The sequence below is a fragment of the Burkholderia sp. B21-005 genome (genome assembly GCF_020843965.1).
Taxonomy (GTDB): Bacteria; Pseudomonadota; Gammaproteobacteria; order Burkholderiales; family Burkholderiaceae; genus Burkholderia; species Burkholderia ambifaria.
The window spans coordinates 2,342,537-2,359,570 of record NZ_CP086301.1 but is presented as its reverse complement, the minus strand read 5'-3'; the positions used below and the strand labels follow the sequence as shown (position 1 = coordinate 2,359,570).

Genomic DNA, 17,034 nt, shown 5'->3' with positions numbered 1-17,034 from the left:
CGGGCCGTGTGGTTTATCCTTTCCCCGTTTTTCTCCGTCGATACAGGTTCGCATGAACGACTTGCTGCGCTCCTTCATCCGGGCGTTCGCCAGCGCGCTGCACCCGCGCATGCTGTGGCTGACCCTGATGCCGTTCGTCGTCTCGGCGCTGCTGTGGGGCGTCTTGCTGTGGTTCTCGTGGCAGGCGCTGATCGATGCCGCGCGCGGCGCGCTCGACGGCTTCGTGCTGACCGCCGCGCTGTACCGCGCGTTCGACGCGATCGGGATGTCGCAGCTGCATGCGGTCGTCGCGCCGTTCGTCGTCGTGTCGCTCGCGATTCCGCTGATCGTGCTGACCGTGCTGCTGCTGATCGCGACAATCTCGATGCCGGTCGTGATCAAGCACCTGTCGAACCGACAGTTCGCCGCGCTCGAGGCGAAGCGGGGCGGCACATTCCTCGGCAGCGCGGTCAATTCGCTCGGCGCGGCGCTCGTCGGCGTCGTGCTGCTCGTCGTCACGATCCCGCTGTGGCTGATTCCGCCGTTCTTCGCGCTGCTGCCGCCCGTGATCTGGGGCTGGCTCACGTACCGCGTGATGACCTACGACGCGCTCGCCCAGCACGCGAGCCGCGACGAGCGCCGCGCGCTCGTGCGGCAGCATCGCTGGCCGCTGATCGGCATCGGCGTCGCGACCGGGCTGCTCGGCACCGTGCCGACCTTCGTGTGGGTGTCGTCCGTCTGGATGATGGTGCTGTTTCCGTTCGTGGCGGCGGCGATGATCTGGGTTTACGCTTTCATCCTGGTCTTCTCGGCGCTGTGGTTCGGGCACTATTGCCTGCGCGCGCTGGACGACCTGCGCGCGAGTTCGCGCGCCACCGCAATCGACATGGGGCAGGCATGAGCATCGGCATCATCATCATCGGCGACGAAATCCTCTCGGGCCGCCGGCAGGACAAGCATCTGGCGAAGGTCATCGAGCTGCTCGGCGCGCGCGGCCTCGCGCTCGACTGGGCCGAATACGTCGGCGACGATCCGGCGCGGATCACCGCGACGCTCGGACGCGCGATCGCGTCCGGCGACATCGTGTTTTCCACGGGCGGGATCGGCGCGACGCCGGACGACCATACGCGGCAGTGCGCCGCCGCCGCGCTCGGCGTGCCGCTCGCGCTGCATCCGGAAGCGAAGGCGCTGATTTCGGAGCGCATTCGCGAGACGCACACCGATCCGGCCACGCCGGTCGATTTCGATTCGCCGGAAAACCGGCACCGCTTCAACATGGGCGTGTTTCCGGTGGGCGCGACGATCATCCCGAACGGCTATAACCGGATTCCCGGTTTCTCGGTCGGCGATCTCCATTTCGTGCCCGGCTTCCCGGTGATGGCGTGGCCGATGATCGAATGGGTGCTCGATACGAAGTACCAGCATCTCCATCATGTGACACCGCACGCGGAGCGCTCGCTGTTCGTGTTCGAACTGCCCGAATCGACGTTGACGCCGCTGATGGAGAACATCGAGCGCGACTTCCCGGGCGTGCGCGTCTTCAGCCTGCCGAGCGTGGGCGACGCGGAGCGCGGCGGGATCTACGCGCGCCGGCATATCGATCTCGGCGTGAAGGGCGAGCCGGAAGCGGTCGCGGCCGCGTTCGTGAAGCTGCGCGAAGGCGTGCATCTGCTCGGCGGCGATGTCGTCGAGCCGGATGCGCCGCGCGCCTGAGCGGCCCGCGATCAATCGCGCAAACGGGCCACGCAAAAACCACGGGCCGCGCAACGCGGCCCGTCATCGGGATGTCATCGCCCGGCTCGACGATGTGGCAGTCGGGCGTGCCTGAACGGATGCGCGCTCAGGCGCCGATCCACGGCAGTTTCCGGAAGCACCAGCCGTCGACCGTCTTGCGGTGGCCTTCGGCGTCCTTGCCGCCCTCGAAGCCTTCGAGCAGGTCGAACGCCTTCGTGAAGCCGGCCTGCGACGACGCGACCGCGGCGAGCTTCGAGCGCGCGGCGCTGCGGCACAGGAACAGGATGGGCGTATCGGCCGGGAGGGCCGCCTTCAGTTCGTTGACGAATTCGGCGTTCGGCACGCCGCCCGGGTAGCGCGTCCATTCGAGGTGCAGGTACTGGCCGTCGCCGACGAGCGGGCGGCCGATCCAGTCGAGCTCGGCGCGGGTGCGCACGTCGACGAGGCGCGCCGACGGGTCGAGCTGCAGCAGTTCGAATGCCTCGACCGGCAGCAGCGCGCCGGCATAGTTGAGCGCGCCTTGGGTGCGGCGTTCTTCGGCCTTCGCGTAAAGCTGGTCGAGCGTACTCATGGCAGGAGGTCTCCGTATGGTTCGGTCAAACGATCATTCTAGCGCGGCGGCGCCGCGCGGATGTGCGCGTGGCCTGCCGCGCATGCACCGCCCCGCGCTCACCAAAAGAGTGCAGAATGGTGCGCATGCACCAGGATGATTCCGTCGCGCCGGCGTCTCTCAGCGATTGCACCATGTTGGTGCGATCCCGCAAGCGCCGGTGCGGCGCCCGGCCCCGGAATCGCGCAGCAGGGCCCCGCAGTGGCGCGGGCTGGCGCGATTCATGTCGCTTCTGTGTATGGTTGGCACGGAAGCTGCTATATAGAATTCGGTCGACCCGGGGCGCGCTGCGCCAAAGCCAGACTCCGGGCAGCTCGATAAACGAGGCGGTTCCCAGTCCGCCGGAATTGTTCAATCAGGAGAAGAGGTTATGAGTAAAACCGTCGCCGACGTCATGCAGCTCGTGAAGGACGAGGACTGCAAGTTTGTCGATTTCCGCTTCACGGATACGCGCGGCAAGGAGCAGCACGTGTCGGTGCCGGTTTCGGCGTTCGACGAAGACAAGTTCGAAAGCGGTCATGCATTCGACGGCTCGTCGATCGCCGGCTGGAAGGGCATCGAGGCGTCGGACATGCTGCTCATGCCGGACCCGAGCGCCGCCTTCGTCGACCCGTTCTATGAAGAGTCGACCCTGGTGCTGACCTGCGACGTGGTCGAGCCGGCCGATGGCAAGGGCTACGAACGCGATCCGCGTTCGCTCGCGAAACGCGGCGAAGCGTACCTGAAGAGCACGGGCATCGGCGACACGGCCTACTTTGGTCCGGAACCGGAATTCTTCATTTTCGACTCGGTCCAGTGGAACACGGACATGTCGGGCTGCTTCGTGAAGATCAACTCGGAAGAAGCACCGTGGTCGGCAGGCAAGGAATTCGAAGGCGGCAACACGGGCCACCGTCCGGGCACGAAGGGCGGCTACTTCCCGGTCGCGCCGGTCGACACGTTCCAGGACATGCGTTCGGAAATGTGCCTGCTGCTCGAACAGCTCGGCATCCCGGTCGAAGTGCACCACCACGAAGTGGCGGGCCAGGGCCAGAACGAAATCGGCACGAAGTTCTCGACGCTGGTTCAGCGCGCCGACTGGACGCAATGGTCGAAGTACATCATCCATAACGTCGCGCACTCGTACGGCAAGACGGCGACGTTCATGCCGAAGCCGGTCGTCGGCGACAACGGTTCGGGCATGCACGTTCACCAGTCGATCTGGAAGGACGGCCAGAACCTGTTCGCGGGCAACGGCTATGCCGGCCTGTCGGAACTGGCGCTGTTCTACATCGGCGGCATCATCAAGCACGCCCGTGCACTGAACGCGATCACGAACCCGACGACGAACTCGTACAAGCGTCTGGTCCCGCACTTCGAAGCACCGGTCAAGCTCGCTTACTCGGCGCGTAACCGTTCGGCATCGATCCGCATTCCGCACGTGTCGAACCCGAAGGGTCGCCGTATCGAAACGCGCTTCCCGGATCCGATGGCGAACCCGTACCTGTGCTTCACGGCGCTGATGATGGCCGGCCTCGACGGGATCCAGAACAAGATCCATCCGGGCGAAGCCGCGGACAAGAACCTGTACGACCTGCCGCCGGAAGAGGATGCAAAGATCCCGACCGTCTGCGCGGGCCTCGACCAGGCACTGGAAGCGCTCGACAAGGATCGCGAGTTCCTGACGCGCGGTGGCGTGTTCACGGACAGCATGCTCGATGCGTACCTCGCGCTGAAGGAGCAGGAGCTGGCGAAGTTCCGCATGACGACGCATCCGATCGAGTTCGAGATGTACTACTCGCTGTAATCGGCGATGGCGCTTCGAGTGAGCGCCGTCATGCCGGTTCGTTCCCGTCGCGCGGCCTGCGGCGGGAACCGCGGAGTCTGAAAGGGGACGGCGTCCAGCCGTCCCTTTTTTGTTCCGCAAATTTTCATGTTCCCACCCGGTGAGGCGCGACGATACGCAAGATGGCTCTCAAGAATCTGATCAAGGCGAAGACGGGGCAGCCCGAGCGACTGACGGAAGACGAGCGGCTCGCGCGCTCGGGCCTGCTTGCGGGGCTGGAAGCACTGCCGACGGTCGTGATCGTGCTCGACCGCAAGACGCTCAGGGTTGCGTTCGCGAACCCGTCCGCGGAGGCGATGCTCGACATCTCTCGGCGGCAGCTCGCGCAGCGGCCGTGGGGCGAGATTTTTCCGAACGCGAACGAGCTCGCGTCGACGATCACCGCGATCGGCCAGGAGCGCTTTCACGCGACGCATCTCGACACGGTGCTCGACCGGCCCGGCCACGAGGCGCTGCACGTGCATGCGATCGTCGGCTTCCTCGAGACCGCGCCCGATTTCGTGCTCGTCGAACTGTTCGAGAACGAACGGCAGTCGCGCACCGATCGCGAGGAACGGATCCACGACCTGACCGCGGTCAACAAGCAACTGATCCGCAATCTCGCGCACGAGATCAAGAACCCGCTCGGCGGCATTCGCGGCGCAGCCCAGCTGCTCGAATTCGAGCTGAGCGAGCGCGAGCGCGGCGAGTTGCGCGAATACACGCAGGTGATCATCAAGGAGTCCGACCGCCTGCAGACGCTCGTCGACCGGTTGCTCGAGCCGCACCGGCATCCGCACATCGTCGGCGACGTGAACATTCATGAAGTGTGCGAACGCGTGCGCGCGGTGATGCTCGCGGAATTTCCGCGCGGGCTCACGATCGAGCGCGACTACGACGTCAGCGTGCCCGACCTGCGCGGCGACAAGGAGCAGTTGATCCAGGCGCTGCTGAACATCGTGCGCAACGCCGCGCAGGCGCTGCGCGAACGGATCGCGCAGGGCGACGCGAAGATCGAGCTGCGCACGCGCGTCGCGCGCAAGGTGACGGTCGCGAAGCGCTTGTACAAGCTGGCACTGGACTTGCATGTAGTCGACAACGGACCGGGCATTCCGGAAGAGATCCGCGACCGGATCTTCTACCCGCTCGTGTCCGGGCGCGACGACGGCAGCGGCCTCGGCCTCACGCTCGCGCAGACGTTCGTGCAGCAGCACGACGGGATGATCGAGGTCGACAGCCGGCCCGGACGTACCGAATTTCAGATCCTGCTGCCGCTCGACCATTGAGCGGCGGCATGGCGATTCACCGGATTCCCCAATACTGACCGACCTATGAAGCCGATCTGGATAGTAGACGACGATCAATCGATCCGCTGGGTGCTCGAAAAGGCGCTCGCCCGGGACAGCTTCGCGACGAAGAGTTTCGCGAACGTGCGCGACGCGCTGGCCGCGCTCGACCACGAGACGCCGCAGGTGCTCGTATCCGACATCCGGATGCCGGGCGGCTCCGGCCTCGAGCTGCTGCAGGCGGTGCACGAGCGTCTGCCGGACCTGCCCGTCATCATCATGACGGCGTTCTCCGACCTCGACAGCGCCGTCGCGGCGTTCCAGGGCGGCGCGTTCGAATATCTCGCGAAGCCGTTCGACGTCGACAAGGCGGTCGAGCTGATCCGCCGCGCGGTCGAGGAAAGCCTGCGCAGCGGCGCGCCGCAGGACGAGCGCGTGGCCGAGGCGCCCGAGATGCTCGGCCAGGCACCCGCGATGCAGGACATGTTCCGCGCGATCGGCCGCCTGTCGCATTCGGCCGCGACCGTGCTGATCACCGGCGAATCGGGCACCGGCAAGGAGCTCGTCGCGCGGGCGCTGCACCGGCACAGCCCGCGGGCGAACGGACCGTTCATCGCGCTGAACACCGCGGCGATTCCGAAGGACCTGCTCGAATCCGAACTGTTCGGTCATGAGCGCGGCGCGTTCACCGGCGCGCAGACGACGCGCCAGGGCCGCTTCGAACAGGCCGAGAACGGCACACTGTTCCTCGACGAAATCGGCGACATGCCGTTCGACTTGCAGACACGCCTGTTGCGCGTGCTGTCGGACGGGCAGTTCTACCGGGTCGGCGGCCACAACCCGCTGCGTGCGAACGTGCGCGTGATCGCCGCGACGCACCAGAATCTCGAGGCGCGCGTGCGGCAGGGGCTGTTCCGCGAGGACCTTTACCACCGGCTCAACGTGATCCGGCTGCGACTGCCGCCGCTGCGCGAACGCAGCGAGGACATCGCGCTGCTCACGCGCCACTTCCTGCAGAAGAGCGCGCGCGATCTCGGCGTCGAGCCCAAGCGCGTGTCCGACGACGCGCTGGCGTACCTGACGTCGTTGTCGTTCCCCGGCAACGTGCGGCAGCTCGAGAATCTCGCGAACTGGCTGACCGTGATGGCGCCCGCGCAGACGGTCGAGATCAAGGACCTGCCGCCCGACCTCGTGCCGGCAGGTGCGCCGGTGACTGCGACGGCCGATGGCATGGATGCGCACGGCGGCGCGAGCATCGGCGGTGGCGACGGGCTGCGCGTGCAGGCGGCGGCTCGGTGCGGCGCCGCTGACGGCGGCGCCCGTCGCGGCCGCGCCGAACGGCGCGCCGGCCGGTTATCCGATGTGGGAAAACGGGCTGCGCACCGAAGTCGCGCGGCTGTTGCGCGAGAACTCGGCCGACGTGATGGACGAGCTCGCGCGCCGCTTCGAGGCGGCCGTGATCCGCGAGGCGCTCGACTTCACGCGCGGCCGCAAGGTCGAGGCGGCGGAGCGGCTCGGCATCGGCCGCAACACGATCACGCGCAAGATCCAGGAACTGCACCTGGAGCCTTGAGCCGCCGTCGCGGCATGCGCGGGCATCGCGCATGCCGCGATCGGACATAATCTCGGTTTGCCGTCACGTGCGCATCCGTCATGTCCGATTCCTTCCGCTGGCCCGCCGGGGCCGATCCCTTCCGTTTTCTCGAATCGCTCGACAGCAAGCGCGCCCGCGCGTGGGTCGACGAGCAGAACGCGCGCACGCGTGCCGCGCTGCGCGACGACGATGCGTATCGCGCGCTCACCGCGCGGCTCGCACAGGCGTATCTGCCGCGCGAGCGCCCGGTGATTCCGACCCGCTGGCGCGAGTGGGCGTACGACCTGTGGCAGGACGATCTCCACCCGAAGGGACTGTGGCGCCGCGCGCGCTGGGACGACTGGCGCGCGGGCCGGCCCGAGTGGGAAACGCTGCTCGACGTCGACGCGCTCGGCGCGCAAGAGGGCGAGTCGTGGGTGTTCGAGCAGGACGCGATCCTGTACCCGGACGGCGATCGCGCGCTGCTGTCGCTGTCACCGGGCGGCGCCGACGCGGTCGTCGTGCGCGAGTTCGATCTCGTGCAGCGCCGTTTCGTCGACGACGGGTTCACGATCGACGAGCCGGGGCATCACACGGTCGGCTGGATCGACCGCGATACCGTCTACGTGAGCTGGGATCGCGGCGAGGCGCATGCGACCGCGGCCGGCTATCCGTACGACGCGCGCCGCTGGGTACGCGGCACGCCGCTCGCCGATGCGCCGGTCGTGTTTCGCGGCGAACCCGACGACATCAGCGCGGGCGCGGCGTTCGATCCGATCGACGGCCGCCACGTCGCGTGGCGCAGCGTGGATTTCTTCGACGCGCACGCGTACTGGCTGACCGACGCGGGCGAGTGGGCGCGCTACGACGTGCCGACGCATGTCGAGGTCGGCTTCTGGGAAGGCTGGCTCGTGCTGGAGCCGCGACTCGACTGGGACTGCGGCGGCGTGCGTCACGCGGGCGGCTCGCTGCTCGCGATCCGCGAGCAGGCGTTCCTCGCCGGCGCGCGTGAGCTCACGACGCTGTTCGAACCGCGGCCGTCGACGTCCGCGTGCACGTGGACGCATACCCGCACGATGCTGATCGCGAGCTGGCTCGACGACGTGCAGAACCGCACGATGCTGTGGCAGCCGCGCCAGGGCGAGGACGGCGCATGGACGTGGCACGCGCGGCCGTTCGAGTGGCCGGGCGATGCGCAGGTCGACGTCGAGCCGGTCGAGTCGACGCTGAACGACGACGTGTACGTGGACGTCGACACCTATCTCGATCCGCCCGAATGCTGGCTTGCCGATCTGGCCGATCGCGCGGACGATGCGGCGTCGCGCCGCGTGCTGCTCGACCGGCCGCCGGTGCGCTTCGACGCGGCCGGACTCGTCGTGCGGCGCGCCAATGCACGCTCGCGCGACGGCACGGTGGTGCCGTGCACGCTGATCGGGCCGCGTGACGCGCTCGATGGGCTGGATCACCCCGACGGCGTCACCCGCGTCGCGCGGCCCTGCCTGCTGTCAGGCTATGGCGGCTTCGCGATTCCGAACCTGCCGGGCTATAGCGATGCGCTGGGCATCGCATGGCTCGAGCGCGGCGGCGTCGCGGTGTTCGCGCACATCCGCGGCGGCGGCGAATTCGGGCCGGGCTGGCACGTCGACGCGCAGCGCGAGCATCGGCAGCGTGCGTTCGACGACTTCATCGCGGTGGCCGAGGATCTGATCCGCAGCGGCGTGACGACGGCCGCGCAGCTCGGCATCGAGGGCGGCAGCAACGGCGGGCTGCTGGTCGGCGCGTGCATGGTGCAGCGTCCGGAGCTGTTCGGCGCGGTGCTGTGCCGCGTGCCGCTGCTCGACATGCGGCGCTATCCGAAGCTGCATGCGGGCGCCGCGTGGCTCGACGAATACGGCGACCCGGACGATTCGCGCGAGGGCGCGGCGCTGGCCGCCTACTCGCCGTATCACCGCGTGCGCGAAGGTGTCGTGTATCCGCCGCTGTTGCTGACGACGTCGACGCGCGACGATCGCGTGCATCCCGCGCATGCGCGCAAGATGGCCGCGCGCATGCATGCGCTCGGACACGAACGGGTGTGGTACTGGGAGAACACGGACGGCGGCCACGGCAGCGCCGACGATCTGGAGCGTGCCGAAGCAGATGCGGCGGAATTCGGCTTCCTGTGGGCTCATCTCGGGCCCCCGCCCGCACCCGCGCGCGGTTGAGCGCGGGCACGAGCGGGTGGGGGGCTCAGCCGACGACCGCGACGACGGGCGTGTGGTCGGACGGCTGTTCCCACGTGCGCGGGAGGCGGTCGACTTCGCACGACGTGCAGTTGGCGGCGAGCGCAGGCGACAGCAGGATGTGGTCGATGCGCAGCCCCGCGTTGCGGCGGAACGCGAGCATCCGGTAGTCCCACCACGTGAAGGTCTTCTCGGGCTGGTCGAAGCGGCGGAATGCATCGACGAAGCCGAGCTCGATCAGCTTCGCGAAGTGCGCGCGCTCCTGCGGCGACACGAGGTTCTGGCCTTCCCATTTCGCCGGATCGTGCACGTCGCGGTCTTCCGGCGCGATGTTGTAGTCGCCGAGCAGCGCGAGCTTCGGATAGCGCTGCAGCTCGGCGCTCAGCCACGCATGCAGTGCGTCGAGCCACTGCATCTTGTAGACGAACTTGTCGGAGTCGGGCGCCTGGCCGTTCGGGAAATACGCGGACACGATGCGCACGCCCTCGACCGTCACGGCGATCACGCGCTGCTGCGGATCGTCGAAGCCGGGAATGTTGCGCACGACGTCGGATTCGTCGACGGCGAGCGTGTCGCGCACGAGGATCGCGACGCCGTTGTAGGTCCTCTGGCCCGTGAACCAGCTGCGGTAGCCGATGGCCTCGAGATCGGCGCGCGGATATTTCTCGTCCGGCAGCTTCAATTCCTGCAGGCACAGCACGTCGGTTCCGCTGTGCGCGATCCAGTCGAGCACGTGTTGCTTGCGGACGTTGAGCGAGTTGACGTTCCAGGTGGCGATTTTCATGAACGGGAATGCGTGCGGGGTGAATGCGAAGGCCGCCATCTTACCGCGAGCACGGGGCGCGAACGCGCGCGACACGCGATGCGAAGCACGCATCGCGCATCGCGATATCGACGACCCGCGAAGAAATTGTGACAAAGGTGTTGACGTGAGTGCTTCCTCACCCTATAATTTATTTCTCTGACGCGGGGTGGAGCAGTCTGGCAGCTCGTCGGGCTCATAACCCGAAGGTCGTAGGTTCAAATCCTACCCCCGCAACCAAGCACACCAGACGATGTGCAGCGCATATGACCGATGCGCGCTTCGTCGACAGGAACCCGGCCTCGTGCCGGGTTTTTTGTTTTCAGCGTCCGAATGTCATTTCGGCGCGCCGGGGCTCCCCGGTAGGAAGCCGTTCTCGATCAGATAAGTCGATGTGTTGACGAGCGTGGCCCGCGCGTTCGGCGTGCCGGTCAGCGCCGCGCATTTGTCCTTGCCCGTATTCAGCCGGACCGACCGTTCGGTCGTCGGGTAGTCGACCCCCTTCAGATAGAAATGCGGCAGCGACGTCGTGTAGCGTACGTACGGCACGCACGGCCGCTGCATCGGGTCGCTCGACGCGCCGTTGAACGGGAAGAACTCGTCGAACACGGAAGCGGTGTTCGACAGTCCGCCCCAGTCTGCCGGCACCGCGATGCTGCCGGTCGGTGTCGTGACGCCGGTTGCGACGTCCGTGATGAAGCCTTCGATGGTCGAGCGTCCGTCGGCGCGATCGGCCTGCGCATGGACGATTTGCAGCCGGTAGGCATGGCCCGTTTTCCACGCATAGCCGATCGAGCACGAGGTTCCCGAGCCGCCGTTGGCACCGCCGCGGCAATTCGCCGACAGCGGCGCCGTTCCGGCGCCGAACGCGCTGAAGATCACGACGTTGGTGCTTTGGGTGCGCGGCTGGATGCCGGTATAGATCGGGTGGCTGCCATGTTCGGACGACACCTGGGTGGCCCAGTAGTAACTGGCGTTGATCGTGGTCGGTACGACGTCCGGCGTGATGTCCCACGTGAGGCGATCGAAACCGCCGTTGGGTGTCGTCGGGGCCGACGCGTGGATGGTGGGGTCGGCGTGTGCGCCGAGCATGGTCGACATGGCGAGCATCGCAGCGACCGTGGACTTGAGTCGTTTCATGTTCCGGTTTCCCGTTGGTGGAAAAGAGAGCGCACGAGCAGCACCGATTGAAGCGATGCCGCCCGAATACCAATTTGCGCCCACTTTATTACCAATAGATAACCAGTTGAATCGGCGAGGCCGCGCGACACGCGCCGCCTAATTCGCGGATCGTTCCCGCCGGCCCCGTGCCGCGGGCGAGAGCGAGGCGTCGGGCGCGAGGCGATGCGACGGGCAAGATAGTGATTCCCGCCGCGTGGAATAATCCGGCCATCAAATCGCGGCGAGGGTTGCCGGCGAGCGCGCCGGCCTCCGGCCGAGGTCCGCCGCGCGACGGCGCGCGGTGGTCAGGCCGCCGCCCACTCGACCGCCGCCTTCGCATGCAGCGCGGTCGTATCGAATACGGGCAGCGGCGAATCGTCCGCGCCGATCAGCAGCGTGATTTCCGTGCAGCCGAGAATCACGGCTTGCGCGCCCCGTTTCGCCAGTTCGTCGATGATCGCCACGTAGGTTGCGCGCGACGCCGCATCGATCACGCCGTGACACAACTCGTCGTAGATGATCCGGTGCACGTCGCCGCGCGCGGCTTCGTCCGGCACCAGCACGTCGAGGCCGAACTTGTCGCGCAGGCGCTCCGCATAGAACGGCAATTCCATCGTGTAGCGCGTGCCGAGCAGCGCGACGCGCTCGACGCCCGCGGCGCGCAGCGCGGCGCCGGTCGGATCGGCGATGTGCAGGAACGGCAGCGCTACCGCCGCTTCGATCGCGCCGTGTACGCGGTGCATCGTGTTGGTCGTCAGCACGACGAGATCGGCGCCGGCCGCTTCGAGCTGACGCGCGGCGTCGGCCATCCGTTCGCCGAGCGCGACCCAGTCCTGCGCGCGCTGCAGCGCTTCGATCTCGGCGAAATCCACCGTGACCAGCACGCTCTTCGCGTTGTGATGGCCGCCGTGCAGCGCCTTCGAATGGCGGTTGATCATCCGGTAGTACTCCGCCGACGATTCCCAGCTCATCCCGCCGATCAGTCCGATCGTCTTCATCCGTCACCTGTGCGTTTCGTATGGCGTGACAGACGAGTATAGGGGCCGCCCCGTGCGCGCGGCGGTACGATCCGTGCGAAGCGCACCGGTACGGGGCGACCGAACGCGGCAGTACGCGACAGTTGAAACCGGCACTGTGTTTTTGTACAGTATCGGCACCGTGAATCCGACCATCATCCCGCCTGCCGATCCTCCGCGCGAGCCGCCGCCTGGCCAAGCGCCACCGCGCGTGCGCAAGATCATCCACTGCGACTGCGACTGCTTTTACGCGTCGGTGGAGATGCGTGACGACCCGTCGCTGCGCAACCGGCCGCTCGCGGTCGGCGGCCGGCCCGACCAGCGCGGCGTGATCGCGACCTGCAACTACGAGGCGCGGCGCTATGGTGTGCATTCGGCGATGTCGTCGGCGCTGGCGATGCGCAAGTGTCCGGACCTGCTGATCCTGCCGTCCGCGATGGACAAGTACCGCGTGGCGTCGCGGCAGATCATGGCGATCTATCGCGACTACACGCACGACGTCGAGCCGCTGTCGCTCGACGAGGCTTATCTCGACGTCAGCGGCTCCGAACTGTGCCAGGGCAGCGCGACGCTGATTGCACGGGAGATCCGCCAGCGTGTGTACGACACGGTGGGCGTGACGGTGTCGGCGGGCGTCGCGCCGAACAAGTTCATCGCGAAGATCGCGTCCGACTGGAACAAGCCCGACGGTCTGTTCGTCGTGCGCCCGCATGAAGTCGATGCGTTCGTCGCGGCGCTTCCTGTGCGCAAGCTGCACGGCGTCGGCAAGGTGACGGCCACGCGGCTCGACCGGCTCGGCATCCAGACCTGCGCGCAGTTGCGCGACTGGTCGCTGATCGACCTGCATCGCGACTTCGGCGCGTTCGGTCGACGGCTGTACCAGCTGGCGCGGGGGATCGACGAGCGGCCGGTGCAGGCCGACCAGGAGCGCAAGTCGGTCAGCGTCGAGACGACCTATGTGACCGATCTGACGACGCTCGAACAATGCGCGGACGAGATCCGCCGCCTCGTCGTGCAGCTCGACGCGCGGATCGCGCGCGCGGGTGCGGTGCGCGCGATCCGCAAGCTGTACGTGAAGATCCGCTTCGCCGATTTCCAGCGAACGACGGTGGAATGCGTGGCCGACGCGACGAATGCGCAGACGGCGGTCACGCTGCTCGCGAAGGGGCTGCAGCGGCGCGCTCAGGCCGTGCGGCTGCTGGGCGTCGGCGTGCGCATCGACGAGGACACGGCCGAGCGGCACGGGCAGTTCTCCTTGTTCGACGATGAAGCCGACCGTGCCGACGACGCCGGTAACGCTGCCAACGCCAACGCCAACGCCAACGCCAACGCCAACGACGCCAACGACGCCAACGACGCCAACGACGCCAACGACGCCAACGACGAGACACCCGCGCCATGAAAAAAGGCACCGCCGAAGCGGTGCCTTCCGATGCAGCCGGACGAGCCGGCCAGCGCGTGCTCAGTGCGCGGGGGAGGTCATCCCGTTGTGGCGCAGCAGCGCGTCGATTTCCGGCTCGCGGCCGCGGAACGCCTTGAACGAATCCATCGCCGGGCGGCTGCCGCCGACTTCGAGGATCTCGCGGCGATAGCGCGTGCCGGTCGCCGCGTCGAGCACGCTGCCGCCTGCGGCGGCCGCTTCCTCGAACGCCGCGTACGCGTCGGCCGACAGCACCTCGGCCCACTTGTAGCTGTAGTAGCCGGCCGCATAGCCGCCCGCGAAGATGTGGCTGAACGTGTTCGGCCAGCGCGAGAACGCTGCCTGCGGGATCACGTGGTAGCGCTCGTTGATCTCGCGCGCGAACGCGTTCACGCCGGTCGCGCCGGCCGGGTCGAAGTCGACGTGCAGCAGCATGTCGAACATCGAGAACACGATCTGGCGCAGCGTGCCGAGGCCGCTCTGGAAGTTCTTCGCGGCGATCATCTTGTCGAACAGCTCGCGCGGCAGCGCGGCGCCGGTATCGATGTGCGATGACATCGACGACAGGACGTCCCATTCCCAGCAGAAGTTTTCCATGAACTGCGACGGCAGCTCGACCGCATCCCATTCGACGCCGTTGATGCCCGACACGCCGAGCTCGTCGACGCGCGTGAGCATGTGATGCAGTCCGTGGCCGAATTCATGGAACAGCGTGATGACTTCGTCGTGCGTGAAGCACGCGGGCTTGCCGCCGACCGGCGCCGAGAAGTTGCAGGTCAGGTACGCGACCGGCGTCTGCACGGTGGCGCCGCGCTTCGCGCGCGCACGCGCATCGTCCATCCACGCGCCGCCGCGCTTGCCTTCGCGTGCATACAGGTCGAGATAGAACTGCGCGACGAGCGAACCGTCGCGGTTCTCGACGCGGAAAAAGCGCACGTCCCGGTGCCAGACCGGCGCGTCGTCCGGCTTGATCCGCACGCCGAACAGCGTTTCGGTGACGGTGAAGAGGCCCTTCAGCACGGCCGGTTCCGGGAAGTACTGCTTGACCTCGTTTTCCGAGAACGCGTAGCGCTGCTGGCGCAGCCGCTCGGCCGCGAACGCGACGTCCCACGGCGCGAGTTCGGTCAGGCCGAGTTCCTTCGCGGCGAACGCGCGCAGTTCGTCCCAGTCCTTGTCAGCGTGCGGGCGCGCGCGCGTCGCGAGATCCTCGAGGAACGCGATGACCTGCTGCGGCGACTCGGCCATCTTCGGCGCGAGCGACACTTCGGCGAAGTTGCGGTAGCCGAGCATCTGCGCCTCTTCACGGCGCAGCTTCAGCTCGTCGGCGACGATCGCCGTGTTGTCCCATTCGGCCTTGCCGCCGCCGTACTGCGGCCCGAGTTCGGAGGCGCGCGTCGCATACGCGCGATACAGCGTCTCGCGCATCGCGCGGTTCTCGGCGTATTGCAGCACCGGGAAGTAGGACGGGAAGTGCAGCGTGAATTTCCAGCCTTCCTTGCCTTCCTTCTGCGCGGCTTCGCGTGCCGCTTCGATCGCGTCGCCCGGCAGGCCGGCGAGTTCGGCCTCGTCCTGCGCGAAGTACGCATACGCGTTGGTCGCGTCGAGCACGTGGTCGGAGAACGCCTTCGACAGCGCGGCCTGCTGCTCCTGCAGTTCCGCGAAGCGCGGCTTCTGGTCTTCCGGCAGCTCGGCGCCCGACAGGCGGAAATCGCGCAGCGCGTTGTCGAGGATCTTCTTGCGCTCGGCGGACAGCGTCGCGTATTCGGCGCTCGCGGCGATCGCCTTGTACTTCTCGTACAGCGCGAGATTCTGGCCGACGCTCGACCAGAATTCGGTCACGCGCGGCAGGTTTTCGCCGTAGGCGGCCCGCAGTTCCGGCGTATCGGCGACGGCGTTCAGGTGGCCGACGACGCCCCATGCGCGCCCGAGCGGCTCCGTCGCCTGCTCGACCGTCTCGACGATCGTGGCCCAGGTCGCCGGCGTCGCGGGTGCGCTCGCGGTGTCGACTGCGCGGTTGGCGGTGTCGAGCAGCGTGTCGAGCGCGGGCGTCACATGTTCCGGACGAATCTCGCCGAAGCGGGGCAGGCCGGAGAAATCGAGAAGCGGATTGGTATTGGCGCTGGCGGACATTAAGACTCCCTGTCTGTTGCCGGATGAACCGGGGTGAAAAGGGTGAGGCGCGAAGCAGCGGCGCCCGATATCGACATTATTGGGGCGCATCGCGCGCTTTCCAATCGTTAGTTTCTAACGACGCGATTGGATACGCTCGACGCGGGGTCGGATACGGGCGAAACGCGGCGGAGTGTGGCGGTGTGACGCGCGGCCGCGAGGGCGACCGGCGAGATGCCGGCGCACGAATGCGCGCCGGCTGGGCGAACAGCGCGATCAGGCGGCCGCGGCGGCGCGCTCGGCGGCTTCGATCGTGTTGATCAGCAGCATCGTGATGGTCATCGGGCCGACGCCGCCCGGCACCGGCGTGATGTGGCCGGCGACTTCCTTCACGCCGGCGAAGTCGACATCGCCGCACAGCTTGCCCGCGTCGTCGCGGTTCATGCCGACGTCGATCACCGTCGCGCCGGGCTTGACCATGTCGGCCGTCAGGATGTTGCGCTTGCCGACCGCGGCGACCACGATGTCGGCCTGGCGCGTGTGCGCGGCGAGGTCACGCGTCTTGCTGTGGCAGATCGTCACGGTCGCGCCGGCTTCGAGCAGCAGCATCGCCATCGGCTTGCCGACGATGTTCGAGCGGCCGATCACGACCGCGTTCGCGCCTTGCAGCGGGATGTCATGCGCTTCGAACATCTTCATCACGCCGTACGGCGTGCACGGACGGAACAGCGGCTTGCCGGTCATCAGCGCGCCGGCGTTCGCGACGTGGAAGCCGTCGACGTCCTTCTCCGGCGCGATCGCCTCGAGCACCTTGTGGCTGTCGATGTGCGCGGGCAGCGGCAGCTGGACCAGGATGCCGTGGATCTTCGGATCGCGGTTCAGTTCCTCGATGCGCGCGAGCAGGTCGGCTTCCGACAGCGTGTCCGGGTACGCATCCTTGTGCGAAAAGAAGCCGTTGTCCTCGCACGCCTTGATCTTGTTGCGCACATAGACTTCGCTCGCCGGGTTGGCGCCGACGAGGATCACCGCGAGACCGGGCTGGTGGCCGCGGGCGGTCAGGGCGGCGGCGCGTTCGGCGGCCTGCGCGCGCAAGGTCTTCGAGAGGGCGTTGCCGTCGATGAGGAGGGCTGTCATGGTGGTGGTCCTGCCGGGAAGTTGGAATGCGAGTGTGCGGCGCACGAAGCGTCGCAGCAAAGCACGCAATTATACCGGTCGCCTGCTGTCGTCCGACAGCGAATACAAGGAAAGCGTCATGGCGGCGATGCCGGCGCCCCGGGGAGGAAGCGCCGGGCCGCGCCGCGCGAGTGGGCTGCGTTGC

At 67.4% G+C, this 17,034-nt stretch carries 12 protein-coding genes, 1 tRNA gene and 1 pseudogene; 8 read left to right on the top strand and 6 right to left on the bottom strand.

Features of this window, described 5'->3' with window-relative positions; all coding sequences use genetic code 11:
* Window positions 1-52: 52 nt before the first annotated feature.
* Entirely contained in the window at window positions 53-880 is an 828-nt protein-coding gene (locus LMA02_RS11010; protein ID WP_166724913.1) for an EI24 domain-containing protein, read from the top strand.
* Complete coding sequence (locus tag LMA02_RS11005) at window positions 877-1,692, top strand: competence/damage-inducible protein A (protein WP_228904879.1); 816 nt, start codon at window positions 877-879, stop codon at window positions 1,690-1,692. Before LMA02_RS11010 ends, LMA02_RS11005 begins: the two co-directional genes overlap by 4 nt.
* A gap of 127 nt (window positions 1,693-1,819) precedes the next feature.
* On the opposite strand, the gene LMA02_RS11000 is transcribed toward LMA02_RS11005, so the two are convergent.
* Window positions 1,820-2,284: a rhodanese-like domain-containing protein gene (locus tag LMA02_RS11000; RefSeq protein WP_166724911.1), complete on the bottom strand. Its 465-nt coding sequence runs from the start codon at window positions 2,282-2,284 to the stop codon at window positions 1,820-1,822.
* Window positions 2,285-2,693: 409 nt separating this feature from the next.
* Here LMA02_RS11000 and glnA point away from each other — a divergent pair, with 409 nt between their 5' ends.
* The 4 genes and pseudogenes from glnA (at window position 2,694) to LMA02_RS10980 (ending at window position 9,190) form a co-directional block, all read left to right on the top strand.
* Complete coding sequence (gene glnA, locus LMA02_RS10995; protein ID WP_228904876.1) at window positions 2,694-4,109, top strand: type I glutamate--ammonia ligase; 1,416 nt, start codon at window positions 2,694-2,696, stop codon at window positions 4,107-4,109.
* Between the two features lie 161 nt (window positions 4,110-4,270).
* On the top strand, window positions 4,271-5,413 hold the full coding sequence (glnL, locus tag LMA02_RS10990; protein ID WP_006755023.1) for a nitrogen regulation protein NR(II): 1,143 nt from the start codon (window positions 4,271-4,273) through the stop codon (window positions 5,411-5,413).
* A gap of 45 nt (window positions 5,414-5,458) precedes the next feature.
* Window positions 5,459-6,986 (top strand): annotated as a pseudogene (gene ntrC / locus LMA02_RS10985) (nitrogen regulation protein NR(I)).
* A gap of 80 nt (window positions 6,987-7,066) precedes the next feature.
* Entirely contained in the window at window positions 7,067-9,190 is a 2,124-nt protein-coding gene (locus LMA02_RS10980) for a prolyl oligopeptidase family serine peptidase (RefSeq protein ID WP_228904874.1), read from the top strand.
* 25 nt (window positions 9,191-9,215) lie between these two features.
* Here the strand turns inward: LMA02_RS10980 and xth are convergent, their stop codons facing one another.
* A complete protein-coding gene (gene xth, locus LMA02_RS10975) occupies window positions 9,216-9,992 on the bottom strand; it encodes an exodeoxyribonuclease III (RefSeq protein ID WP_228904872.1) in 777 nt (258 codons plus the stop codon).
* A 181-nt stretch (window positions 9,993-10,173) separates the two neighbouring features.
* Between xth and LMA02_RS10970 the strand changes: the two genes are divergently transcribed.
* Window positions 10,174-10,250 (top strand) — tRNA-Met (locus tag LMA02_RS10970).
* Window positions 10,251-10,346: 96 nt separating this feature from the next.
* Here the strand turns inward: LMA02_RS10970 and LMA02_RS10965 are convergent.
* Window positions 10,347-11,150, bottom strand: a complete 804-nt coding sequence (locus LMA02_RS10965) for a DUF3472 domain-containing protein (RefSeq protein WP_228904870.1) — start codon at window positions 11,148-11,150, stop codon at window positions 10,347-10,349.
* A gap of 326 nt (window positions 11,151-11,476) precedes the next feature.
* On the bottom strand, window positions 11,477-12,169 hold the full coding sequence (locus LMA02_RS10960; RefSeq protein ID WP_228904869.1) for an aspartate/glutamate racemase family protein: 693 nt from the start codon (window positions 12,167-12,169) through the stop codon (window positions 11,477-11,479).
* Between the two features lie 136 nt (window positions 12,170-12,305).
* On the opposite strand from LMA02_RS10960, the gene dinB reads away from it, so the two are divergent.
* Complete coding sequence (gene dinB / locus LMA02_RS10955; RefSeq protein WP_228904867.1) at window positions 12,306-13,589, top strand: DNA polymerase IV; 1,284 nt, start codon at window positions 12,306-12,308, stop codon at window positions 13,587-13,589.
* Window positions 13,590-13,649: 60 nt separating this feature from the next.
* Here dinB and LMA02_RS10950 read toward each other — a convergent pair whose 3' ends face one another.
* Together LMA02_RS10950 and folD are read right to left on the bottom strand one after the other, a co-directional pair.
* Window positions 13,650-15,737, bottom strand: coding sequence for a M3 family metallopeptidase (locus LMA02_RS10950; protein ID WP_228904865.1), 2,088 nt, complete (start codon window positions 15,735-15,737; stop codon window positions 13,650-13,652).
* A gap of 255 nt (window positions 15,738-15,992) precedes the next feature.
* The gene (gene folD, locus LMA02_RS10945; RefSeq protein ID WP_228904860.1) at window positions 15,993-16,850 is read right to left on the bottom strand and encodes a bifunctional methylenetetrahydrofolate dehydrogenase/methenyltetrahydrofolate cyclohydrolase FolD; all 858 of its coding nucleotides are present in this window, start codon (window positions 16,848-16,850) and stop codon (window positions 15,993-15,995) included.
* Window positions 16,851-17,034: the final 184 nt, after the last annotated feature.

What these genes read in the sequence shown, in the direction of transcription:
- LMA02_RS11010 (WP_166724913.1), top strand. Translation starts at nt 53, where the DNA reads ATGAACGACTTGCTGCGCTCCTTCATCCGGGCGTTCGCCAGCGCGCTG.
- LMA02_RS11005 (WP_228904879.1), top strand. Translation starts at nt 877, where the DNA reads ATGAGCATCGGCATCATCATCATCGGCGACGAAATCCTCTCGGGCCGC.
- LMA02_RS11000 (WP_166724911.1), bottom strand. Translation starts at nt 2,284, where the DNA reads ATGAGTACGCTCGACCAGCTTTACGCGAAGGCCGAAGAACGCCGCACC.
- glnA (WP_228904876.1), top strand. Translation starts at nt 2,694, where the DNA reads ATGAGTAAAACCGTCGCCGACGTCATGCAGCTCGTGAAGGACGAGGAC.
- glnL (WP_006755023.1), top strand. Translation starts at nt 4,271, where the DNA reads ATGGCTCTCAAGAATCTGATCAAGGCGAAGACGGGGCAGCCCGAGCGA.
- LMA02_RS10980 (WP_228904874.1), top strand. Translation starts at nt 7,067, where the DNA reads ATGTCCGATTCCTTCCGCTGGCCCGCCGGGGCCGATCCCTTCCGTTTT.
- xth (WP_228904872.1), bottom strand. Translation starts at nt 9,992, where the DNA reads ATGAAAATCGCCACCTGGAACGTCAACTCGCTCAACGTCCGCAAGCAA.
- LMA02_RS10965 (WP_228904870.1), bottom strand. Translation starts at nt 11,150, where the DNA reads ATGAAACGACTCAAGTCCACGGTCGCTGCGATGCTCGCCATGTCGACC.
- LMA02_RS10960 (WP_228904869.1), bottom strand. Translation starts at nt 12,169, where the DNA reads ATGAAGACGATCGGACTGATCGGCGGGATGAGCTGGGAATCGTCGGCG.
- LMA02_RS10950 (WP_228904865.1), bottom strand. Translation starts at nt 15,737, where the DNA reads ATGTCCGCCAGCGCCAATACCAATCCGCTTCTCGATTTCTCCGGCCTG.
- folD (WP_228904860.1), bottom strand. Translation starts at nt 16,850, where the DNA reads ATGACAGCCCTCCTCATCGACGGCAACGCCCTCTCGAAGACCTTGCGC.